22 protein-coding genes and 1 pseudogene are annotated in these 20,469 nt (G+C 66.8%); 12 read left to right on the forward strand and 11 right to left on the reverse strand.

What is annotated here, in order from left to right; all coding sequences use genetic code 11:
* Positions 1-2 precede the first annotated feature (2 nt).
* On the reverse strand, positions 3-992 hold the full coding sequence (locus ACZ5IQ_RS02170; RefSeq protein ID WP_464480733.1) for a Rieske 2Fe-2S domain-containing protein: 990 nt from the start codon (positions 990-992) through the stop codon (positions 3-5).
* 69 nt (positions 993-1,061) lie between these two features.
* Between ACZ5IQ_RS02170 and ACZ5IQ_RS02175 the strand changes: the two genes are divergently transcribed.
* The 5 genes from ACZ5IQ_RS02175 to ACZ5IQ_RS02195 all read left to right on the forward strand — a co-directional run bounded on the left by ACZ5IQ_RS02175 (position 1,062) and on the right by ACZ5IQ_RS02195 (position 5,299).
* Positions 1,062-1,667 (forward strand): TetR/AcrR family transcriptional regulator, encoded by a 606-nt coding sequence (locus tag ACZ5IQ_RS02175; RefSeq protein WP_020098706.1) that lies wholly within the window; start codon positions 1,062-1,064, stop codon positions 1,665-1,667.
* Between the two features lie 66 nt (positions 1,668-1,733).
* Complete coding sequence (gene ttfA, locus ACZ5IQ_RS02180) at positions 1,734-2,546, forward strand: trehalose monomycolate transport factor TtfA (protein WP_212808153.1); 813 nt, start codon at positions 1,734-1,736, stop codon at positions 2,544-2,546.
* A gap of 25 nt (positions 2,547-2,571) precedes the next feature.
* Entirely contained in the window at positions 2,572-3,483 is a 912-nt protein-coding gene (locus tag ACZ5IQ_RS02185; protein ID WP_212808154.1) for a hypothetical protein, read from the forward strand.
* Positions 3,455-4,141 carry a TrmH family RNA methyltransferase gene (locus ACZ5IQ_RS02190; RefSeq protein WP_212808155.1) on the forward strand — a complete coding sequence of 229 codons (687 nt, stop codon included), beginning with the start codon at positions 3,455-3,457 and terminating at the stop codon, positions 4,139-4,141. Before ACZ5IQ_RS02185 ends, ACZ5IQ_RS02190 begins: the two co-directional genes overlap by 29 nt.
* 15 nt (positions 4,142-4,156) lie before the next feature.
* Entirely contained in the window at positions 4,157-5,299 is a 1,143-nt protein-coding gene (locus ACZ5IQ_RS02195; protein WP_212808156.1) for a glycoside hydrolase family 76 protein, read from the forward strand.
* A gap of 1 nt (position 5,300) precedes the next feature.
* Here ACZ5IQ_RS02195 and ACZ5IQ_RS02200 read toward each other — a convergent pair whose 3' ends face one another.
* Positions 5,301-5,621 carry a DUF732 domain-containing protein gene (locus ACZ5IQ_RS02200; RefSeq protein WP_212808157.1) on the reverse strand — a complete coding sequence of 107 codons (321 nt, stop codon included), beginning with the start codon at positions 5,619-5,621 and terminating at the stop codon, positions 5,301-5,303.
* A 165-nt stretch (positions 5,622-5,786) separates the two neighbouring features.
* Between ACZ5IQ_RS02200 and ACZ5IQ_RS02205 the strand changes: the two genes are divergently transcribed.
* The 3 genes from ACZ5IQ_RS02205 to chrA all read left to right on the forward strand — a co-directional run bounded on the left by ACZ5IQ_RS02205 (position 5,787) and on the right by chrA (position 7,824).
* Complete coding sequence (locus tag ACZ5IQ_RS02205) at positions 5,787-6,071, forward strand: hypothetical protein (RefSeq protein ID WP_212808158.1); 285 nt, start codon at positions 5,787-5,789, stop codon at positions 6,069-6,071.
* Between the two features lie 104 nt (positions 6,072-6,175).
* On the forward strand, positions 6,176-6,628 hold the full coding sequence (locus ACZ5IQ_RS02210) for a lipoprotein LpqH (RefSeq protein ID WP_464480734.1): 453 nt from the start codon (positions 6,176-6,178) through the stop codon (positions 6,626-6,628).
* Positions 6,629-6,666: 38 nt separating this feature from the next.
* On the forward strand, positions 6,667-7,824 hold the full coding sequence (gene chrA / locus ACZ5IQ_RS02215; RefSeq protein ID WP_406804125.1) for a chromate efflux transporter: 1,158 nt from the start codon (positions 6,667-6,669) through the stop codon (positions 7,822-7,824).
* 38 nt (positions 7,825-7,862) lie between these two features.
* On the opposite strand, the gene ACZ5IQ_RS02220 is transcribed toward chrA, so the two are convergent.
* Positions 7,863-8,216, reverse strand: a complete 354-nt coding sequence (locus ACZ5IQ_RS02220) for an Rv2640c family ArsR-like transcriptional regulator (protein WP_318984658.1) — start codon at positions 8,214-8,216, stop codon at positions 7,863-7,865.
* A 101-nt stretch (positions 8,217-8,317) separates the two neighbouring features.
* Here ACZ5IQ_RS02220 and ACZ5IQ_RS02225 point away from each other — a divergent pair, with 101 nt between their 5' ends.
* Both ACZ5IQ_RS02225 and arsB read left to right on the forward strand, forming a co-directional pair.
* A complete protein-coding gene (locus ACZ5IQ_RS02225) occupies positions 8,318-8,743 on the forward strand; it encodes an ArsI/CadI family heavy metal resistance metalloenzyme (RefSeq protein ID WP_212808161.1) in 426 nt (141 codons plus the stop codon).
* Positions 8,740-10,208, forward strand: a pseudogene (gene arsB / locus ACZ5IQ_RS02230) (ACR3 family arsenite efflux transporter). Before ACZ5IQ_RS02225 ends, arsB begins: the two are co-directional and overlap by 4 nt.
* On the opposite strand, the gene ACZ5IQ_RS02235 reads toward arsB, so the two are convergent.
* On the reverse strand, positions 10,205-11,254 hold the full coding sequence (locus tag ACZ5IQ_RS02235; RefSeq protein ID WP_244872690.1) for an oxygenase MpaB family protein: 1,050 nt from the start codon (positions 11,252-11,254) through the stop codon (positions 10,205-10,207). The pseudogene arsB and the gene ACZ5IQ_RS02235 overlap by 4 nt on opposite strands.
* 17 nt (positions 11,255-11,271) lie before the next feature.
* Entirely contained in the window at positions 11,272-11,904 is a 633-nt protein-coding gene (locus ACZ5IQ_RS02240; RefSeq protein WP_212808164.1) for a TetR/AcrR family transcriptional regulator, read from the reverse strand.
* A 66-nt stretch (positions 11,905-11,970) separates the two neighbouring features.
* Here ACZ5IQ_RS02240 and ACZ5IQ_RS02245 point away from each other — a divergent pair, with 66 nt between their 5' ends.
* Positions 11,971-13,878, forward strand: coding sequence for an acyl-CoA dehydrogenase (locus ACZ5IQ_RS02245; protein ID WP_406804126.1), 1,908 nt, complete (start codon positions 11,971-11,973; stop codon positions 13,876-13,878).
* Here the strand turns inward: ACZ5IQ_RS02245 and ACZ5IQ_RS02250 are convergent.
* From ACZ5IQ_RS02250 to ACZ5IQ_RS02260, 3 genes are all read right to left on the reverse strand, one after another.
* Positions 13,875-14,399 carry a DUF1254 domain-containing protein gene (locus ACZ5IQ_RS02250; protein WP_212808166.1) on the reverse strand — a complete coding sequence of 175 codons (525 nt, stop codon included), beginning with the start codon at positions 14,397-14,399 and terminating at the stop codon, positions 13,875-13,877. The genes ACZ5IQ_RS02245 and ACZ5IQ_RS02250 overlap by 4 nt on opposite strands.
* 158 nt (positions 14,400-14,557) lie before the next feature.
* The gene (locus tag ACZ5IQ_RS02255) at positions 14,558-14,830 is read right to left on the reverse strand and encodes a hypothetical protein (RefSeq protein WP_212808167.1); all 273 of its coding nucleotides are present in this window, start codon (positions 14,828-14,830) and stop codon (positions 14,558-14,560) included.
* A 56-nt stretch (positions 14,831-14,886) separates the two neighbouring features.
* Positions 14,887-16,317: a DUF1254 domain-containing protein gene (locus ACZ5IQ_RS02260; protein ID WP_212808168.1), complete on the reverse strand. Its 1,431-nt coding sequence runs from the start codon at positions 16,315-16,317 to the stop codon at positions 14,887-14,889.
* Between the two features lie 150 nt (positions 16,318-16,467).
* On the opposite strand from ACZ5IQ_RS02260, the gene ACZ5IQ_RS02265 reads away from it, so the two are divergent.
* Entirely contained in the window at positions 16,468-17,466 is a 999-nt protein-coding gene (locus ACZ5IQ_RS02265; RefSeq protein ID WP_212808169.1) for an AraC family transcriptional regulator, read from the forward strand.
* A gap of 4 nt (positions 17,467-17,470) precedes the next feature.
* Here the strand turns inward: ACZ5IQ_RS02265 and ACZ5IQ_RS02270 are convergent, their stop codons facing one another.
* From ACZ5IQ_RS02270 to ACZ5IQ_RS02280, 3 genes are all read right to left on the reverse strand, one after another.
* Complete coding sequence (locus tag ACZ5IQ_RS02270; RefSeq protein ID WP_212808170.1) at positions 17,471-17,962, reverse strand: hypothetical protein; 492 nt, start codon at positions 17,960-17,962, stop codon at positions 17,471-17,473.
* A gap of 2 nt (positions 17,963-17,964) precedes the next feature.
* Positions 17,965-20,007 (reverse strand): DUF4185 domain-containing protein, encoded by a 2,043-nt coding sequence (locus ACZ5IQ_RS02275; protein WP_406804127.1) that lies wholly within the window; start codon positions 20,005-20,007, stop codon positions 17,965-17,967.
* A 94-nt stretch (positions 20,008-20,101) separates the two neighbouring features.
* Entirely contained in the window at positions 20,102-20,467 is a 366-nt protein-coding gene (locus ACZ5IQ_RS02280; RefSeq protein ID WP_406802296.1) for a hypothetical protein, read from the reverse strand.
* Between the last annotated feature and the right edge of the window lie 2 nt (positions 20,468-20,469).

Raw genomic sequence — 20,469 nt, forward strand, 5'->3', positions numbered from 1 at the left:
GGTCAGCCCTTCGGGGTTTCGGGATAGAACTGCATGGCCCACTTGCGGATTGCGGTGAAGCCTTCGTATTCGGCGGTGGCCAGCGCCGGCGGATCCGCATAGCGCTGATGCGACCAGATGTGGATGTCCTGGGTGAACTGCCGGATCACCTCGTCGCCGAAGGCGGCGGCGCGCTCGGCGGCCCGGGGGCTGTCCTTGCCCGGTGTCCGCCCGATGTAGACCATGAATCGCACGTCGGAGGTGCACTCGTCGACGGGGGTGACGGCCGAGATGGTGCGGTTGTCGATCATGCCCCAGCTCTTGGTGACGGCGATGCCGAGACCGCCGTTGATCGCCTCGACGCCGCTGCGGACATCCTCGATCGACTGCTGGTCGCTGCCCTCGAAGGTGATCGTGAAGTCGACGTAGGAGACCGGTGCCGCGAAGTCGTGCCGGGTGAACACCGGCACGATCGGCGTCTGGTGCACGAACTTGAAGTGCGCGAAGTCGACGCCGTTCTCCAGGACGTACTGCGGATGCAGCTCGAGGGTTTCGCGGAACAGTCGCTGCTGGGGGTAGTAGTCGGCGGCGCTGCTGCCGTCGTTGAACGATGCGAACACGTCGGGCGCCTCGAAGAACGGCTCCCGGCCCTCGACGTCGTGCCAGATGTAGATGGCCTCGTTGCGCTCGGTGACGGGGTAGGTACGAATCCGGCGGCCGCGGTTGGGCCGGTCCTGGTACGGGATGCAGACGTTGCGGCCTTCGGCGTTCCACTGCCAGCCGTGGAACGGGCACTGGATGGCCTCGCCGACGACGTGGCCGCCGAAGCCGAGGTGGGCGCCGAGATGCTCGCAGTAGGCGTTCATGACGGTGACGGCGCCGGATTCGGCGCGCCAGGCGACCATCTCCTCGCCGAAGTACTTCATGGCGTGCACCGCGCCGACTTCCACCTCGTCCGACCAGGCGACCTGGAACCATCCCGTCGGCTTCATGGGCAGCGTGGGTTTGGCCATGAGCCGAATCGTAGGAGGTTCTGTGAAACTTTGAAAGAGGGTTCTGCGAAACTGCGCTAATCTCGGACGATGACCGCGGCGGCACGACGAACCAACAAGCGCGGTGACGCCACCCGGGAGAGCATGTTGGAGGCCGCGCGCAAGGCGCTGGCCACCGGCGATCCGGGCGCGGTATCGGCCAACCGGATCGCCAAGGAGATCGGCGCCACCTGGGGTGCCGTGAAGTACCAGTTCGGCGATATCGACGGCTTCTGGGCCGCCGTCCTGCGCCGTACCGCCGAGCGCCGCGCGGGCATGCTGAGCCACCACGACAGCGCCACTACGCTGCACCAACGCGTCGCGACCATCATCGACCTGCTCTACGACGGCCTGACCATCGGCGATTCGCGGGCCATCGAGAACCTGCGCGCGGCGCTACCGCGAGACCACGCCGAGCTGGAACGGCTGTACCCGAAGACCGCCGCCGAACTGTCGTCATGGGGGCAGAGCTGGCTGCAGACCTGCCAACAGGCCTTCGCCGACCTGGATGTCGACCCTGAGCGGGTGCGCGAGGTGGCCTCGTTCATCCCCGGCGCGATGCGCGGTATCGCCTCCGAACGCCAGCTCGGTACCTACACCGACCTCGACGTGGCCCGGCGGGGGCTCACGAACGCGATCGTGGCCTACCTCAAATAGCACGTGACCAGCTTGTAACCAATTCGAGTTCGAGCATTTCGGGTACCAACCAGTAGGCTTGGTCCGATGGTCCCGCTCTGGTTCACGCTTTCCGCACTCTGCTTCGTGGGTGCGGCAGTGCTGCTGTATGTCGACATCGACCGTCGACGTGGCCTCGGCCGGCGCCGCAAGTCATGGGCGAAGTCGCACGGGTTCGACTACGAACACGAGACTCCCGACCTGGTCAAGCGGTGGAGCCGCGGCATCATGTCGACCGTCGGTGAGAACGTGCACGCCCGCAATGTCGTCCTCGGACAGATCCGCGGCGAGGCCGTGTTCATCTTCGACCTCGACGACGTCGCCACCGTCATCGCCCTGCACCGCAAGGTCGGCACCAACGTGGCCATGGACGTCCGCCTCAAGGACATCCCGGAGCCGCGGGAAAACGACATCTGGCTGCTCGGCGCCATCGGGCCCCGCATGGTCTACTCCACGAACCTCGATGCCGCCCGTCGCGCCTGCGACCGCCGCATGGTGACGTTCTCGCACACCGCCCCGGATTGCGCCGAGATCATGTGGAACGAGCAGAACTGGACGCTGGTGTCCATGCCGATCACCAGCACCCGCGCTCAGTGGGACGAGGGTCTGCGCACCGTCCGCCAGTTCAACGACCTGCTGCGGGTGCTGCCGCCGGTGCCGTCCGGCCAGAACAGTGTCGCCGGTCAGGCCGTCGCCCGTCGCAGCGGTTCGCCGAGCCGCCCGCTCAGCGCCGGCCCGATGCGTCAGAACGAACTGCCCACCGGCCGCAGCAACCAGGCCCCCGGCCGCGCCGACGTCGGGCGCTACACGCAGTTCGCGCCGGCCCGTAACGGCCGTCCCGCGCCGAATTATCAGCGCTGATTCGCCTGCGGCTAACCTTGGCCGCATGTCTTTTCGCAGGTTGGCCTCGCGGCTGCTGACTGTGCTGCTGGCCGGCGTGCTGGTCGCGTGTTCGAGCGATGGTTCCGCCAGCTCTGTCGTCTTCGGTGCGCCCAGCGCCAAAGTCGGAGAGTCGCAGGCGCTGCTGGGCTGGAACGTCTCGGTGTCCAACCTGCGCTTTCAAGACGATCAGGTGCTGATCGACGTCGATCTGGCCGCCGCGAAGGCCGGCGGTGAACACGCCAAGCCCGAGACGCTGCGCTTCGGCCTGTACGGCGCATTGGCGCACCCCCTCGAATCGAACCTGATCGGTGGCTGCGTCGGCGTCCCCAACCTCAAGATCAACCCGGCCGTCGTGCAGAACCCGGACAAGGTCACGGGCACAGTCTGTTTGGGCCCGATGCGCGATCAGACCCAGGTGCGTGGCGTCTACCTGTACTCGCCCGCGGACCGGATCAAGGACACCACCGTCGCCTACGGTGCGGCGTACCCCGTCGGGCTGACGCCGACCAATGAGTCCGACACCGGATTGACCCTCAAAGCCACCAGCGTCGACGGGTTCCGGGCCGACGGTGGGCAGCTGATCCCGGCGGCGCTGGGGGATCCGACGGCGTTCACCGGCAAGGGCTACATGCTGCTCGGCCTCGAAATCGGCGGCCTGGCAAGCAGGTACAAAGATGACTCGGCCAAGCGCGGCGGGCCGCTGATGATCGCGGTGGCGCCGACGTTGCCACCGCCCGGCCTGTCGCACATGTGCGACGTCTACGGTGCGACGCTGCTGGTGCTGCCCGACTCGAAGGTCGGGGCGATCAACACCCGCGCGTCGTTGTGTACGCAGGGTGACATCAACCAGGCGCTGCTGTACGCCACCGTCACCGTGGTGGGAACGCATGCGGCGGTGTGGATTTCGCGTGACTGACCAGATCGTCGACCACGCCGATGTGCCCGGCCCCACCGAATGGGGAGCTGGACCCGGCGTCGGCCCGTGGCCGGGCGAGCTGCCCGACGATCCGCGCTACGACCCGGAGTTGTTGCGTGAGGGCGACTCTCGCAACGTCGTCGATGCCTACCGGTACTGGACGCGGGAGGCGATCATCGCCGACATCGACCAGCGCCGGCACCCGCTGCACATCGCGATCGAGAACTTCGGCAACGACGCCAACATCGGCGCGGTGGTCCGCACCGCCAACGCGTTCGCGGTGGACACCGTGCACATCGTCGGCCGGCGGCGGTGGAATCGCCGGGGCGCCATGGTGACTGACCGCTACCAGCGACTCATGCACCACGCCACCACAGCGGAATTGCTGGCGTTCGCCGAAACCAAGGGGCTGACGCCGGTGGCCGTCGACAACGTGCCCGGCTCGGTGCGGCTGGAAGAGACGACGCTGCCCCGCGCGTGCCTGCTGATCTTCGGGCAGGAGGGGCCGGGCATCACCGACGACGCCAAGACGGGGTCGATGATGACGGTGTCCATCGCGCAATTCGGCTCGACCCGAAGCATCAACGCCGGGGTGGCCGCCGGGATCGTCATGCACACCTGGATCACTCAACACGCAGGACTGGATCGGGCCTGGTAGGGCAGGATGGAACGCATGGATCAGCGTCCGGTGGAGCGGAGCGACGGGGATGCAGTCTGGGCGAACCGTGCGGCCAGCGCCGAGACGGCGGTGTTCAACCGGCATATCCGGCGGCTCTGGGGGATACCCGGCACCCAGCTGGGCGTGGTGGCCTGGCCGTCGACGCGTGCCGACCGGCTGTTCAAGAGCTGGGACTACTGGTGGCAGGCGCACCTGCTGGACTGCATGGTCGATGCGCAGCTGCGCGACCCCCAGGAGTACCGCGTTGCCCGCATCAGCCGTCAGATCCGCGGACATCGCCTGCGCAACAACGGGTCCTGGACCAACAACTACTACGACGACATGGCGTGGCTGGCGCTCGCACTGGAGCGGTCCGGCCGGCTGGTCGGGGTGGCCCGGCCCAAGGCGCTCAAGACGTTTGCCGACCAGTTCCTCAACGCGTGGGTGCCCGAGGACGGCGGCGGTATCCCGTGGCGCAAACAGGACCAGTTCTTCAACGCACCGGCGAACGGTCCGGCCGGCATCTTCCTGGCCCGCCACGACCGCCTGCGGCGGGCGCAGCAGATGGCCGACTGGATCGACGGCACGCTGATCGACCCCGATACGCACCTGGTGTTCGACGGCATCAAGGGCGGTTCCATGGTGCGCGCCCAGTACACGTACTGCCAGGGCGTGGTGCTGGGCCTGGAAGTGGAGCTGGCCGTGCGTACCGGCGATCCGCGGCACGCGGAGCGGGTGCACCGCCTGGTGGCAGCGGTCAAGGACCACATGCTGGACGACGGCGTGATCAGGGGCGCGGGAGGCGGCGACGGTGGCCTGTTCGGCGCCATCCTGGCCCGCTACCTGACGCTGGTGGCCACGACCTTGCCGGGGGATACCGAGGCGGACGACGCGGCCAGGACGACCGCGCGCGAGCTGGTGCTCAAATCAGCGGAATCGGCGTGGGACTACCGGCAGTCCGTCAACGGCATCCCGCTGTTCGGCGCGTTCTGGAACCGTGCGGCCGAGCTGCCGAAGGACACCGGCGAGCAGGCGAAATCCGTTGACGGCGCGGTGAATTCGTCTGATATCCCGGAACGCGACCTGTCGGTACAGGTGGCCGGCTGGATGCTGATGGAAGCGGCCCACACGTTGACCGCTGAGGCCGGGGAGTCCTGACCTACTGCCCCTTCGGCGTCAACTCGCGGCAGTACGCGTAGATGGCCAGCCCGCCGAACTTGACGGCGTCGTCATTGGACAGGTTGCCGGCGTTCTTCTTCAGGTAGCTCAGTGCCGAGTTGACGCCGCCGCTGCGCATCGCACTACAGGTGCCGTGCGCGAGCTTGATGGCGGTGCTGTTCGGCATCAGGATGCCCTTGTCATGCACGGCCTGCAGGAACATCGGGTCGATCTGGTCGTCGGCGTGGGCGGGTACGGCCATCACGATGGCGGCCGCCGACGAGACCGCCGCGAACAGAGCTGCTGTGCGTGTGCGCTTCATTGGGATCCCCCATGCAAGATCGGTTTGCTGACAGGCTACGCGAGGCTCGGCGATCCCGGGTGGAGTCGCTTGCGTGCGACCACCGGAATTTCTTCAGCAGCGTCAGCGTCATATACTTAGACCGCATATTGCATTTTGATTTTTTGCTTATTTCGGAGGATGGCCATGGCCACGATGAAGAAGATTGCGTCGACTACAGCCCTTGCCGCAAGCCTGGGAGCTGCGCTTTTGGGTGTCGGTGCCGGAATCGCGAGCGCTGCTCCGGCGCACGACCCCGCCACGATCCCGCTGGACCGCGGCTGGGGCCACGGCCACGACGACTGGGACGGACACCCCGGCCGCGGTTGGGGTGCACCCGGCTGGCGTGGTCCGGGCTGGGATGGCCCTGAGGTCTACGTCAACCTGCCCTGCGTGACCGGCCCCGCCGGCATCGTGACCGTTTGCCCGTAGCTTTTTGCCGCTGACGATTCTCTGCCGCTGACGATTCGGCTCCTTCGCTCTGGGGAACCCCTGGCCTGTACCGCCAGATATCCCGGACGCGAAGGAGGAGAACGTTGGTACGCAAGACTCTCGTGATCGGTGTGGTCGCGCTAGGACTGGCCGGTTGTTCCACGGAGAACTCCAAACCGACTGCCGGCTCACCGAATTCGGGCTTGCGCGCGCCGCAGGTCATCGTTGACGGACAGCAGCGGCCGGTGAGCGGTGGGGTGACCTGCCACCGGGCGGGTGACAACGTCACGATCGGGATCGGCGACATCTCCAGCGGGGTCGGCGCGGTGGTGACGACGAGCGATCCGCCACAGGTTCGTACCGTCGGGCTCGGCACCGTCGACGGTGTCGCGCTGGGGTTCACGAGCTCCGAGCCCGGCGAGGCGGACCAGGCCGTCGCCGCCGTGCGGGGCAAGTCGTACGCGATCAAGGGCACCGCCAGCGGTAGTGACCTGAACAATCCGCGGTCGCCGCAGCAGGTGAGCAAGAGCTTCGAGATGGATGTCGCCTGCCCGTAAGGTGCGCGATACGGCGTGACCCGCCAGGATGATTGGTCGTGACCACCCCGGCAGAGGATGCATCGCCCCGAGTGTCCCTGGGCACCGTACTGCGTGAGTGGGGCACCATCGGATGCATCGGTTTCGGTGGGCCGCCCACGCACATCAAGCTGTTGCGCAGCCTGTGCGTGGAGCGGCGCCGCTGGATCGGTGCCACCGAGTTCGAAGACGCGATCGCCACCTGCAACCTGTTACCGGGGCCGGCGTCGACGCAGCTGTCGATCTACTGCGCCTGGCGCGTCCGTGGCCGCCTGGGTGCGCTGGTCGGTGGCGCCGCATTCATCATTCCGGGGCTCATCGTCATCCTCGGCCTGGCGGCGTTGTTCCTGGCCGGTTCCCCACCACGGTGGGTGCTGGCCGCCGGGGCCGGCGCGGGCGCGGCGGTGGCCGCCGTCGCCGTCCATGCCGGGGCCGCATTGATCCCCGCGAGCTGGCAGCGGCGCACCAGCTCCATCCGGTGGCTGGTGTATGTCACATGCGGCGCGGCCGCGGCGGCGCTGCTGGGCCCGTGGCTGGTAGTGGTGTTGTTGGCCTGTGGCGCAATCGAATTGGTGCGGACGACGACGCTGCCCCGGTCCGGTGCTCGCAGCATGCCGGTCTTGGCGCTGCACTCCCTGACACTGGGCACGCTGGGTTCGCTGTGCTGGGTGGCGTTGAAGGTCGGCGCGCTGTCGTACGGCGGCGGCTTCGTCATCATTCCGCTCATGCAGGCCGATGCCGTTGACCACTACCACTGGATGACCGGGGCTCAGTTCCTCAATGCCGTTGCGCTGGGCCAGATCACGCCGGGACCGGTGGTGCAGACCGTCGCCGTCGTCGGCTATGCCGCCGCGGGACTGCTCGGCGGGGTGCTGGCCTCGGTGGTGGCCTTCAGCCCGTCGTTCCTGTTCATCCTGTTGGGCGCCAGGCACTTCGACCGGATTCGCAGCAATGGATACGTGCGGGCCTTCCTGGACGGCGCGGGTCCGGCCGCTGTCGGTGCCATCCTCGGCTCGGCGGTGCCACTGGCCATGTCGATCAGCCAGACCTGGCAGTACGTCGTGCTGGCGGTGGCGGTGGTCGCGGTGTTCAGCCGGGTCAACGTCGTGATCACCTTGCTGCTGGCCGCCGGGGCCGGCGTCCTCGCCACCGCATTCGGCCTGCCCTTGCCGGGCTGATCTGCCCGGTCGGAAGCCCGCAGGGCCTGCGAGGGCTGTCAGCAGCAATTCGGGTCGAGCACCCGGCACAGCGCGGCGAGTGCGTCGCGCCGCGGGGTGTGGTGCACGTTCATGCCCTGACGTTCGGATATGACGAACCCGGCGGCGCGTAGCTGGCCGAGGTGGTGACTGACCGTCGATTCGGCCAGGCCCACGGCGGCGGCGAGGGAGCCGGTGGTACAGGGCTCGTCACACGTGAACAGCAGCGACATCAGTTTCACACGCGCGGGGTCGGCGAGTGCCTTGAGCCGCATGGCCAGGTCGAGGGCCGCGGCGTCATCCGTCGGGCTCGCGGCTACCGGGGCGCAGCACAACGGCGCCGACATGTCGATCACGGGCAGTGCCTTGGGCATGCCGCCGATGATACCCCAGCTTGTTGACATATATCGAAAAGGTGCGTAGAACAGTCTTGCGCGCAGATTCGACATACGTCACATACCCCAGGAGGTCTGCAATGTCTCGTGTCCAGCTGGCTCTGAACGTCGACAACCTCGACGAGTCGATCGCCTTCTACCGCAACCTCTTCGGCGCCGAGCCGGCCAAGGTGAAGCCCGGCTACGCCAACTTTGCGATCGCGAATCCGCCGCTCAAACTGGTGCTGCTCGAGAACCCGGGACACGGCGGGTCGGTCAACCACCTGGGCGTGGAGGTCGAATCCAGCGACGCCGTGCACGCGGAGATCGCCCGCCTCACCGACGCAGGGATGTTCACCGAAGAGGAGATCGGCACCACCTGTTGCTTTGCCACGCAGGACAAGGTCTGGGTGACCGCCCCCGGCGGGGAACGCTGGGAGGTCTACACCGTGCTGGCCGACAGTGACACCTTCGGCGCGGCCCCGAGTGGATCGGACGATGCGGTGTGCTGCGGGGCGCAGGCATGACGCAGACCGCTGACGCCGCTCCGGCGACAGCTCGACTCTCGACGCTCGACCGGTATCTGCCGGTCTGGATCGGGTTGGCGATGGCGGCCGGGCTCTTGCTCGGCCGCTGGGTCCCCGGACTGGACGTCGTGCTGGAAAAGGTTCAGGTGGAAGGCATTTCGTTGCCGATCGCGCTGGGCCTGCTGATCATGATGTACCCGGTGCTGGCCAAGGTCCGGTACGACCGGCTCGACACCGTCACGTCCGACCGCAAGCTGCTGCTGTCCTCACTGGTGTTGAACTGGGTGCTCGGGCCGGCGCTGATGTTCGCGCTGGCCTGGCTGTTCCTCGCGGACCTGCCCGAGTATCGGACCGGACTCATCGTTGTCGGCCTGGCTCGCTGCATCGCCATGGTGATCATCTGGAACGACCTGGCGTGCGGCGACCGGGAGGCTGCAGCTGTTCTGGTGGCGCTCAATTCGGTGTTCCAGGTACTGATGTTCGCGGTGCTCGGCTGGTTCTACCTGTCGGTGCTGCCGGGCTGGCTGCACCTGCCGCAGACCGCGATTGCGACGTCCCCGTGGCAGATCGCGAAGTCGGTGCTGATCTTCCTCGGCATCCCGCTGGCTGCCGGCTACCTGTCGCGCCGGCTCGGCGAAAAGGCCAAGGGCCGCGCCTGGTACGAGTCGACGTTCCTGCCCAGGATCGGGCCGTGGGCACTGTACGGGTTGCTGTTCACCATCGTGATCCTCTTTGCGCTGCAAGGGCATCAGATCACCACTCGCCCATGGGACGTCGCCCGTATCGCGCTCCCGCTGCTGGTCTACTTCGCGATCATGTGGGTCGGTGGTTACGTGCTGGGAGCCGCCCTCGGACTCGGCTACGAACGCACCACGACGCTGGCGTTCACCGCGGCGGGCAACAACTTCGAACTGGCCATCGCCGTCGCCATCGCGACGTGGGGCGCGACCTCTGGGCAGGCCCTGGCCGGCGTCGTCGGGCCGCTGATCGAAGTGCCGGTTCTGGTAGCGCTGGTGTATCTGTCGCTGGCGCTGCGGCCGCGGCTGAGGAGTGTGCCCGCATGAGCCCCAAACCCAGCGTGCTGTTCGTCTGCGTCCACAACGCCGGCCGGTCGCAGATGGCGGCCGCGCTGTTGACTGAGCTGTCCGACGGGCAGATCGAAGTACGTTCTGCGGGAACGGCTCCCGCCGATGCGATCAACCCGGTCGCGGTCGCGGCCATGGCTGAACTCGGCATCGACATCACGGCCGAAGCGCCCAAGGTGCTGACGGCTGACACGGTGGAAGCGAGCGACGTGGTGATCACCATGGGCTGCGGCGACACCTGCCCGTACTTTCCGGGGGTGTCCTACCGGGACTGGAAACTCGATGACCCGGCGGGGCAACCCATCGAGGCCGTCCGGCCCATCCGCGATGCCATTGCCGAGCGGGTCCGGGACCTGGTCGCCGAACTGCTGCCGCGCTAGGCGAGACTCCCGAGGTACGCCTGCGACTCGATCAAGCCCTCGTCGCTGGGAGCCTGGCCTTCGCCGAACACCCGTTGCTGTTGCTTGGCCCGCAGATCGTGGTGTGCGTCAGCGGGTTTGACGAATCCGTAGCGGCGGCGCGCCTCTTCTGGAGTGAACACGGCATCGGTGATCGCCGGGACGCCGAGGATGTACGGCGCGGCCACCTGGGTCACCGACGGCGCGATCAGCTCCGCCACGGCGAGTTTCAGCCGTGGGCTGCGATCGACGATGCCATAGGCCACCTTGAGTACCGGGCGCACGGCGATGTCGACGACGCGGGGCTGGTCGAAACCGCTGAGCTTGCGCATCCAACGCGGCATGGTGGCAATCGTGCCCGCGCGCAGGACGAGGTTGATGAGCTCGACGACCGGCTTCAGTACCCACGGCGCCGGAGGCAGCACGACTTTGGCATTGAGCAGGTGGTCCATCATGGCGCGGGCCGCTTCACTGACCGCCAGATGTGGGCGCATCTCGTCGAAGTACGCGCGAACACCGGCGCTGGTACGGGGTACGTCGGCCGGGTCGCAGGTCTGGAATTCGGCCGCGATGGCGCACTCTTCCCAGTACTGCTTCTCTTCCTCGGGGGTGAGCTTGCCGCCGCCGTACATCTCGTAGGCGGTCAGTACCGAATGCCATCCGGTCAGCAGGATCCACAGCTGTGAGTGCGGGTTGTTGGCGTCGTACTTGTTGCCGCTGACCGGCTCTGTGCCAATCGCTTTCGAGTGCACCTTCACCAGCACGTCGGCGGCCTTGACCACGGACTCGCTGTCGCCGAACGCGACAGTTGCGAAATACCGGACGGTGCGGTCATAGCGGGTGCGCGGCCGGTCGTAGTTGGCCTGTGTGGCGTCGACGGCTGCGATCAGCGACGGGTCGAGTTCCTCGACCACAACGGCCCGCTGGAGGCCGGTGACTGGAGTCGTGGTGTGTCCCCACACCTTCCAGGTGACGGTGCCGGGGCCGAAGAAGCCGTAGTCGGCGAGGGGTTGCACTGGCTGGGGCACGACTTACTCCTTGATCGTCAGGCCGCGGCGAACGCGCGGCACATGAGTCGTCCGTAAAACTCACCGAGATTGTCTGCGTCCCAGTCGTTCTCGGGGTCGAGCAGGGACCGGACCGCCGCCTCGCTGGACGACACGAACAGTTCGGTCAGAACCGGCATCTTGCGATTGAGGTCGGTGGTCTGCCACCACATCGTCAGTGCCGGTGCGATCCAGCGCGACGAGCTGCTCGCGAGTGCGCGGCGGGTCTCCGCGACCATGTCGGCGACCGCCGGGTCGGCGTGCGCCAGGTAGACGAAACGCCAGGTATCCGGCTGGTCCTCGACGGCGTGCAGCAGCGCGCGATAGCCGTCGATGAACGCCGCCTCCGGGTCGTCGCCGCGGCCGGTGTGCAGCGCCGCCAGCAGGGTTTCGCGCAACGACTCGCCTTCGCGATCCAGCAGGGCGGCAAGGAGTTCCACGCGGTCCTTGAAGCACGAATAGACAACCGGCCGGGTGACGCCGAGGTGGGTGGCAACGGCACCGATGGTCACCGCCGCGGTGCCGAATTCCGCAGCGATCTGTAGTGCGGCATCGAGGATCTGCGGACGGCGGCGCTCCGGGCCCAGGTGGGCGGCCCGCTCGCGGGGCTTCGTTGCGGCGTCGGTGGCCATGAACTGAATGTAGCAGGATTATTCTTGTTTGAATAATTTTTCTTCATCCTTGTAGGATTGCTCGCCATGACCATGCTCAACCCGCACAAGCCGGACTTCGCCGACTTCGACGAGCGGACCCAGCAGATCTTCATCGCCACCATCGAGTTCTTCGAGAGCCACGGCAAGGCCTGGCTGACGCAGCAGGACCGCGACCGCGTCTGGTACGCGGAGTTCATCGAATTCCTCAAGAAGGAAAGGGTTTTCGCGACGTTCCTGACGCCGGCATCGGAAGCCGACGGTGACCCCGACAAGCGCTGGGACACCGCTCGCAACGCGATGTTCAGTGAGATCCTGGGCTTCTACGGCATGCAGTACTGGTACGTCTGGCAGGTCACGATCCTGGGACTCGGCCCCATCTGGCAGTCATCCAACACCGCGGCCCGCAAGCGCGCCGCCCAGCTGCTCGAGGCCGGCGAGATCTTCGCGTTCGGCCTATCGGAGAAGGAGCACGGCGCGGACGTGTACTCGACGGACATGGTGCTGACGCCGGTCGACGACGGCTACCGGGCGAACGGCGGCAAGTACTACATCGGCAACGGCAACCTGGCCCGCATGGTGTCGGTATTCGGCCGCCGGGCCGACAAGCCGATCCTGGACAGCTCGACCGCGCTCGACGGCGGCAAGCCCGACGAGGATTTCGAGGGGTATCTCTTCTTCGCCGCCGACAGTCAGCATGCTGACTACAAGCTGCGCAAGAACGTCGTCAACGGCCAGATGTACGTCGCTGCTTTCGATCTCGAGGATTACCCGGTCGACGCCGAGGACATCCTGCACGCCGGCAAGGGCGCTTTCCATGCCGCGATCAACACCGTCAACATCGGTAAGTTCAACCTCGGCTTCGGTTCCATCGGCACGTGTGAGCACGCCATGTACGAGGCCGTCACGCACGCCGAGAATCGAATCCTGTTCGGAAAGCACGTCACCGAGTTCCCGCAGATCCGCCGCATGCTCACCGAGGCCTACGCCCGGCTGGTCGGCATGAAGCTCTACAGCGAGCGCGCCATCGACTACATGCGGTCAGCGTCCTCGACTGATCGGCGCTACCTGCTGTTCAACGCCATCGAGAAGATGACCGTCACTCGTGAGGGCGAGAAGATCATCACGCTGCTGTCGGACACGATCGCCGCGCGCGGCTACGAGAACGACATGTTCTTCGGGATGGCGCTGCTGGGTTCGACCGGTCTGCCGCGCCTGGAAGGCACTGTGCACGTCAACATGGCGCTGTCGCTGAAGTTCATGCAGAACTTCATGTTCCGTCCCGCCGACGCCGGACTGCTGGCGCTGCAGCAGCTTCCCGTCGAGTACTCGCCCAACGCGGCTACGCGGGCACTGGCCACCGGCCTACGTGCGGCCGGCTCGGCACTCATCCCGCGCGTGGCGCGAATTCCGGTGGCGCCGGCGGCATTGCGGTCCGACCGCCTGCCGGTGGTGCGCCGCCGTCGGGACTTCACCAACGACGACTTCCTGTTCCGTCAGGGTCCCAGCCGTGGCCTCGGGCGGGTGGCGTTTGCGGACTGGCGATTCATCTTCGGGCAGTTCGAGCACATCCCCAACGTCACGGTGTTCCTCAAGCAGGCCAACGGGTTCCAGACCCTGCTGGCTGCGGCCACACCGACCGCCCAGCAGCAGAACGACGTCGATTTCCTGTTCGCGATCGGTGAGCTGTTCACGCTGCTGCCCTACGCGCAGCTGATCCTCGAGCAGGCCATCATCGACCACACCGACGACGACGTGCTGGACCAGCTTTTCGAGGTTCTGGTCACCGACTTCTCCCGGCACGCCACCACGCTGCATTGCAAGCCGACCGCCACCGCGGCGCAGAAGAAGCTCGCGCTGGATCTGATCGTGGAACCGGTGGGCGACCCGGAACGCCTGGAGCGCATGGTCCGTACGGTGCGGGACCTGGCAGGTCGGTACGAGATGGCGCCCTAGTCGGACACGAACTGAGTGACGTAGGCACTCAACGGAACCAGCGAAATCCGGTCCAGCAGCTCCTGTGCGGCGGCGCGGTCCTCGGCCGTGCCCGTGCACTCGATGCGGCCCAGCAGCCAGATGATCGGGGCGAGCGAGCGGTGTTCGGTGACACCGGCAGGCAGTTCGCCGTTCCAGTTCGGCCCGGTGATGGCATAGGTCTGCGGCGTCGTCCAGGCGACGTGCTCGTCGGCGTCATCGAACACGTCGGCCCGGCCGGAGAGCACCTGAAAGAGGTATCTACGATCGGCGGCGTCCGGCAGTGTCAGCACCCAGGGCTCGGCGTTCACGTCGAGGAACCGGTCGACGTACATGGCGTCGGTGGTGCTCGTCCGCATGAGTTGCTGCAGTGGGCAGCGGCGGGGTGCGGTCGCACCTTCGGCGCGATAGGCCCGGCGAGCCGTGGGGCCGGCCAGGATCACCAGTGCAGCCATGGCGATGGACAACGTGCCGCACCACGGCAGGACATCGGCTGCTGACATGACGGCCGTGCTCCAATCCGGGTGTGGCCCATGGTTGGTCGCGGGCCGGGTTCGGTCCGCTCATCCCACTGTGCAGGACGGCGCTGCCCGAAGTCTTGACATCTAGAGACTGATTCTTGACAGTTCGGGACAGCGCCATCGAGGGCAACAGCCGAGTATCAGCAGGGGGCGCCGGGCGGCGTGTAGTACGGCACGCCTTCGTCTGTGTAGCAGGGCACTTCACCCGCGACATACGGGACGTGCGCCGCCGCAATGGCAGTGCCGACGGCGACGTCGCCCGCGATGTTGGTGCAGCCGCCGGCGGAGAAGTGCCGGCCGCCCGCGCTGGCGCAGACATCCGCGGCGGCGGTGGGGGCCACCGTCAACGGCGCCACGGCCAGGGCCACGCCCATCAGTGGGACGGAAACCAGTGCGGTGATGCGTGGTGTCATGGTGCTCCTTGGGTTGATCAAAGCGAAATCGGCTCGCGTCGAGTACGTTTCGTGGCTTACGGGAGTTTTGTCACGGCCGGTGGCTGCCAGGTGCCATCGATGATCGACGGCGGGTTCTGCTTCGGCCAGTACAGGCGCAGCATGAGGTTGAAGGCGCCGGCGGGTGCGGGCAACCAGTTGGCCTGCTTCTCCGGTCCCGGATTGTCGTGCTGCAGATACAGATCCACGGATCCGTCGGGGTTGCGGGCCAGGTTGTCGCGCTGGCTGAGCGTGAAGCGGTTGAGCGGATTGGCGACGAAGAAGTAGCCCTCGTCGTACATCGTCAGTGACCAGAAGCCCTCGGCGGGAGGCAGCTGGTCCTTGGCGAAGTGCATCACGTACTTGTTGGCGCCATTGTACGGCTGGCCCGCGGCATCGGTTTTCGATGTCGGGTAGACCGCGTCCTGGGGCCGGTTCGCGCCCAGCCCGATGGCGGTGATCAAGGCGCGCTGCAGGTAATCGGTGCCGTATTCGCCTGTCTTGGTGGTGAATTGCCACCCGTTGACGGTGTTGAGAGTGCCGTAGTGGCCCATGATCTTCGCGACGCCGTCCTTGGGTACGGACTTCAGCGCGGCAGCCACATCGGCATCGAGCTTGGTGATGTCGAATTTCTCGCCGGGCACGATGCCGATGCGGGCCATCTTCTCGATGATCGGCTTGTCGGCCGCGGCGGGCGGGTTGTCCTTCAGCAGGGCGGCAAGCATGTCGAAATAGGCTTCGGTACTGAGGTTTTCGACCTGGTCACGGACCGGGGTCTTCATGTCGATGCTGGGATCGACCTTCCCGGCCGGCGGCGTGTAGGGCTTTCCGTATGAACTCAGCGGCACCAGCGAAATCTGGTCCTGCATCGCGTGCACGGCGGCATAGTCCGCAGGCGTGCCATCGCAGTAGATGCGGCCCATCAGCCACACCGTCGACGTCGGAGACTTGTACTCCGTCACGCCCGCGGGCAGCGTGCCCTTCCAGTTCGGGCCGGTGATGGCGTAGGTCTGCGGGCCGGTGCCCGTCGTGCGTTTGCCGGGAACCTGGAACACATCTGTCCAGCCCGACAGCATCGGGAAAAGGTAGTACCGGTCGTGGGCGTCGGGCAGCGTCAGGATCCACGGCTCGTCTTTGACGTCGATGAACCCATTTGTGTAGAGCGTGTCGGCGTTGGGCGCCGTGACGTCGCGGAACGCGGCGTTCGGGTACTCCCGCATACGCATCAACTGGCCCATCGGGGCCCGGGGCGCCTGCACCTGGGCGACGTTCGTCATGACCCGCCGCGTCATCTCGACGGTGTTGAGGGCGTAGCCGTAGACGTACGCGTCGACCGCGATGGCCTTGGCCTCGTCGGCGGACAGCTTCGACGGTTTGCTGGATGTGGCACAGCCGGCGGCTGTGGCCGCCAGCGCTGTGATGGTCAGGGCAGCCAGCGTCCGGGTCCACCGGCGATGTCTGTGCAGCATACGGGAAGTGCTCCTATTTCGTTGTTGTGCAGGACACATTGCCTGTACCTGCGGCGCGACGCTGCACCGGCTGATCGTGGGATTCGACTGTGCTGCACCATACCGGTTTGTGTCTTGACATTTCGCGACAAATTTTTGACAGTTAGAGACATGGCGATGATCCGGGGTACGGCGCTCACGTGCTTTCCCGAGTTGGTTGCTGAACTCGGCGGCGACGGTGACGCGCTGCTGGCCGCGGCGCATATCGCGAGCGCGGACATCGGCCGTCACGATCGGTTCATCTCCCTGCCCAGCGGCGCCCTGGCGCTCGAGGCCGCGGCGGTCGCACTGCGCACTCCCGATTTCGGACGTCGACTTGCATTGCGCCAGAACATCGACATCCTCGGACCCGTCGGGCTGGCGGCCCGCAACGCCGAAACGGTCGCCGATGCGTTCGTCATCTTCGACAAGTTCATGGCCGCCTACAGCCCCGCGATCAGTGCCCGGATCACCGTCCCCGCCGGAACCGACCTGCGCCGCTTCGAGTTCGAGTACCTCCTGGACCCGGCACCGCCGCAGGCGCAGGCCATCGAGTTGTCGCTCGGTGTCACGCTGCAGGTGCTGCGACTTTTCCTGGGTCCGGACTACCGCCCGCTCGCGGTGCACCTGCCGCATTCGGCGCGCACCCCGGCCGGCGAGTACCAGTCCTACTTCGGCTGCCCGCCGTCGTTCGGTGAACCGGTCGCCGGCTTCACGCTGCGCGCCGCCGACCTGGAGCGGCCGTTGCCCACCGACCGCATCGCGCATCAGACGGCCATGGACTACCTCATGAACACCATCGGTGAATCTGAGCCTGCCACAACGCAATTGGTCCGCACCCTGGTCCGTCAGTTGCTGCCGGGTGGAGCCGTGGGGCTGCAGGACATCGCCCGGCATGTCGGCCTGCACCCGAAGACGCTGCAGCGACGCCTGTCGGCCGAGGGCGCGACGTTCGGTGACCTGGTCGATCAGATCCGCCGCGAGACCGCGCAGCGGTTACTGCTCGATACCGAGCTGACCCTCGACCAGCTCTGCCGGAATCTCGGCTATGCCGAACAGAGCGTGCTCACGCGGTCGTGCAAGCGGTGGTTCGGCACGACGCCCACGGCCTACCGGAACGGCCGGCGCTGACGACTCAGCCGAGCCGCGTCCAGAGGCAATAGCCGGAGAACTCGACCGAGGACGCGGTGGGCGCCACGTCGAAGTGCAGCGTTTGGTCCGGTCCGCCGTCGGTCGCCACGGGCGCGCTGACCACACCGGCGCTGATCACCGCGCGCTGCTCGACATGGCATCGGTTCCCAGGACCGAGCGGCGTGCCACTCCACTTGCCGGACATCAGGTTTGGATTACGCATGCCCTGACCGTGCAGGGCGATGACGGGGCCGGTGCTCCACCAACGGTCGCTGGGTTCCGCGGGTAGTGCGACGGGCTGCCAGCGCCCTTCGTGGCACTGCAGCGGGGTGTTGGCGCCCGACCTGGGCGCCGGCGTCGTCGGCATGGTGGTGGCTTCGTCCGCCGTCGGCGGACACGGCTGATCCTGTTGTGGCGCAACGGGATCAGCCGCGCAGAGGGGCGCGACCGCGGTCGCCAGGGCGACTGCGGCCATCGCGACGGTCGTGCGAATCATGGCTACAGCTTCGTCAGATCGGTCTTCATCAGCATGACGTTGTACTCACTCCACAGTGACAGGTTCCAGTACAAGTCGGTACCCGTGCCCAGGGTCGACGGCGACCAGGGTTGCATCATGGGCGCGTAGATGCCGCCGTTCTGTTGCGGTATCAGCACGGTGGCCGCCGACCACGTGCCCTGTGGGGCGTCGGCGGTGCGCAGCACGACGTTGTTGAACTGGTCGGCGTAGAGCGTCACGTACTTGCCGAGCGTCGGGTTGTACTGCACCGACATCTCGCTGACCTGGTTGCCCGGCTTGCCGATGCCACACGCGCCGGTGTCCCTGCCGAACACCACGCCGGCCTTCGACGGGTCCTTGTACCAGCCCTGTTTGATCGCACCGATGCCGAACCAGCCGCCTGCGCTGCCCTTGTTGTAGTACTCGTACTTCGACACGTCGAGGATGTCGGCTTCGGCCACTCGCGAGATGTAGGCCGCTCCGCCGCGGCCGTTCGGGGTGCCATACGAGTAGACGTAGCCGTCCCCCGGACGAACCAGGGCCGCCTGTTGGAAATTGGCGTTGCCGCCCCAGTTCTGGCGGACGCTCTGCGGTGCGATGGTCCAGTTCTCGCCGTTGTCGGTCGAGTAGGCCATGGCCGAGTAATTCGTCGTCCACTGCCCGGGCGCGCCCCACTGCTTGACCGACATGAAGCTCAGGTACTGGGTGGCGCCGAACTGGGTGCCCGGTGTCGGCACCGAGATGCCGGAGGTCGGGATCAGCGTCACCCCGGACGGTAGACCCGCCGGGAGTTTGGCGGGCAGGATGATCTGGCGTGCTGTCGTCGGCGACGACAGCGGCGTACCGCCGAACATGTTGCCGTTGAACCACTGACCGGCCGGGATCGAGATGCCGTCGGCGAGGTTGGCATCCGACGAGCGGAACAGGATGTTGTTGAGCCAGTTCCCGGTCATGTTGGGGCCGCTGAAGGTGTCGCCGAACGCCATCAGCACCTGGTGCTCGTTGATCGGGGTGCTGGGATCGTCGGCGATGCCGTTGTCCCACGCGGTGCCGACGTCGGTGCCCCAGACGCCGAACCGGTTGTAGGTGTCGTTGGGCGCGAAGTTGCCCGTCACCCAGTCGACGAAACTCGTCGAGGGACTGAGCTGTTGACCCGGTGTGGGCCAGGCCGGCCGCGGGTTCATGACCGTGGTGAGCGCGGCCATGGGATTGCTCAGCACCTGGCCGGTGGTGGTGAGTGCGCTGACGACGTTCTGCGGCTTGATCGCTGTCAGGAGGTTGTCGATCTCTTTGCGCGCGAACGCCAGCACGGTCCACGCCAGCGTCGGCTGGGCCGGGCTGCCGAACGGATTGAACGCCCAATTCAGCGCGCCGGACACGGCTTTCATCACGGCGGCCACCGGGTTGGTCGGCTTGACCGTGGGTGCGGTGACGTTGGGGGTGAGCAGGTTCGTCGTCGCCGACACCGGGCTCGGCGACGCCGTGACCGCACTGGTGGTGACCTTCATGACCGTGGGTGCGACGGCCGCCACGCTGACCGGCTTGGGCGCCGCGGTCTGCTGGGCGGCCAGCGGCTTGGCGGCGGGCTTGTCCGGAGTCAGCTGTGGACGTTTCGGGGTTTTCGGGACCGTCGCGGTGTCGCTCGGGTTGTCGTTCTTCGGCTTGTTCGTGCGCTCACGGCCCTTGGCCGGTGCCTTGGTGGGTTTGTCGGTCTTGGGGTCAGGCGTGGTCTCGGTCTCAGGGTCAGCTTTGGGATCGGCCTTGGGGGCGGACGAGCTGTCGCCGGTGCTGCCCGCGGCCGGTGTCTCTGCCTTGTCGTCGCCCTTCTTGGGCCGGGGCTTGTCGCGACGCGGCTTGGTGGGGCTGCCCGAAGTGCCGGACGCGCCGGCGTTCTCGCCTGTCGTGGACGTGGCCGCCGGGCCGGCGGGCGTTCCTGATTCAGTCTGGTCGGCCCATGCGACGCCCTGGCCCGATGCGATCGCGGTTCCGATGCCGAGTGCGACGGCGAGCCTTCCGACCCGGCCGACGTAGCGTGCGGCGCTCATCGTGTCTCCCTGCTGTTCCAGCTAATTAACTAATGGAACAACATCGGCCCGAACCGCGGGAGACTTTTGGACGGTTGTTTCGGTTTCGACACCGTCAGCGAAGCAGCCCGGCCTCGCGGAGTGCGTCTTCGTACAACTCGATGGCGTGGTCGATGCCGCGATCGACCCAGCTGTCGACGAAGGCCACCCGGTCGGCGATCAGCTGGATTCCGGTGGCCCAGCGCTCGAAATCCCCAGTGCGGCGCAGGATGTCGATCTGGACGCGGGTGCCCTTGATGTGGATGAACCCGCCCAGCTCGGTAGTCTGCGGACGCAGCACCGTGACGTCGAAGCCTTCGATCCGGCCGTCGTCGACGAGGGCCTGCAGGTAGCCGCGGGCGTCGCGCAGCGCCGCGAGGGCCTGCAGTTCCCGTCCCGGGGTGGGCAGTCCCCAGGCAATCCAGATTCCGGTCTCGGACATGG

Source organism: Mycobacterium toneyamaense, from assembly GCF_055384815.1.

Bases quoted from the DNA above. Each gene is read 5' to 3' on its own strand.
- ACZ5IQ_RS02170 (WP_464480733.1), bottom strand. From the start codon at position 992: ATGGCCAAACCCACGCTGCCCATGAAGCCGACGGGATGGTTCCAGGTC.
- ACZ5IQ_RS02175 (WP_020098706.1), top strand. From the start codon at position 1,062: ATGACCGCGGCGGCACGACGAACCAACAAGCGCGGTGACGCCACCCGG.
- ttfA (WP_212808153.1), top strand. From the start codon at position 1,734: ATGGTCCCGCTCTGGTTCACGCTTTCCGCACTCTGCTTCGTGGGTGCG.
- ACZ5IQ_RS02185 (WP_212808154.1), top strand. From the start codon at position 2,572: ATGTCTTTTCGCAGGTTGGCCTCGCGGCTGCTGACTGTGCTGCTGGCC.
- ACZ5IQ_RS02190 (WP_212808155.1), top strand. From the start codon at position 3,455: ATGCGGCGGTGTGGATTTCGCGTGACTGACCAGATCGTCGACCACGCC.
- ACZ5IQ_RS02195 (WP_212808156.1), top strand. From the start codon at position 4,157: ATGGATCAGCGTCCGGTGGAGCGGAGCGACGGGGATGCAGTCTGGGCG.
- ACZ5IQ_RS02200 (WP_212808157.1), bottom strand. From the start codon at position 5,621: ATGAAGCGCACACGCACAGCAGCTCTGTTCGCGGCGGTCTCGTCGGCG.
- ACZ5IQ_RS02205 (WP_212808158.1), top strand. From the start codon at position 5,787: ATGGCCACGATGAAGAAGATTGCGTCGACTACAGCCCTTGCCGCAAGC.
- ACZ5IQ_RS02220 (WP_318984658.1), bottom strand. From the start codon at position 8,216: ATGCCCAAGGCACTGCCCGTGATCGACATGTCGGCGCCGTTGTGCTGC.
- ACZ5IQ_RS02225 (WP_212808161.1), top strand. From the start codon at position 8,318: ATGTCTCGTGTCCAGCTGGCTCTGAACGTCGACAACCTCGACGAGTCG.
- ACZ5IQ_RS02240 (WP_212808164.1), bottom strand. From the start codon at position 11,904: ATGGCCACCGACGCCGCAACGAAGCCCCGCGAGCGGGCCGCCCACCTG.
- ACZ5IQ_RS02245 (WP_406804126.1), top strand. From the start codon at position 11,971: ATGACCATGCTCAACCCGCACAAGCCGGACTTCGCCGACTTCGACGAG.
- ACZ5IQ_RS02250 (WP_212808166.1), bottom strand. From the start codon at position 14,399: ATGTCAGCAGCCGATGTCCTGCCGTGGTGCGGCACGTTGTCCATCGCC.
- ACZ5IQ_RS02255 (WP_212808167.1), bottom strand. From the start codon at position 14,830: ATGACACCACGCATCACCGCACTGGTTTCCGTCCCACTGATGGGCGTG.
- ACZ5IQ_RS02260 (WP_212808168.1), bottom strand. From the start codon at position 16,317: ATGCTGCACAGACATCGCCGGTGGACCCGGACGCTGGCTGCCCTGACC.
- ACZ5IQ_RS02265 (WP_212808169.1), top strand. From the start codon at position 16,468: ATGGCGATGATCCGGGGTACGGCGCTCACGTGCTTTCCCGAGTTGGTT.
- ACZ5IQ_RS02270 (WP_212808170.1), bottom strand. From the start codon at position 17,962: ATGATTCGCACGACCGTCGCGATGGCCGCAGTCGCCCTGGCGACCGCG.
- ACZ5IQ_RS02275 (WP_406804127.1), bottom strand. From the start codon at position 20,007: ATGAGCGCCGCACGCTACGTCGGCCGGGTCGGAAGGCTCGCCGTCGCA.
- ACZ5IQ_RS02280 (WP_406802296.1), bottom strand. From the start codon at position 20,467: ATGTCCGAGACCGGAATCTGGATTGCCTGGGGACTGCCCACCCCGGGA.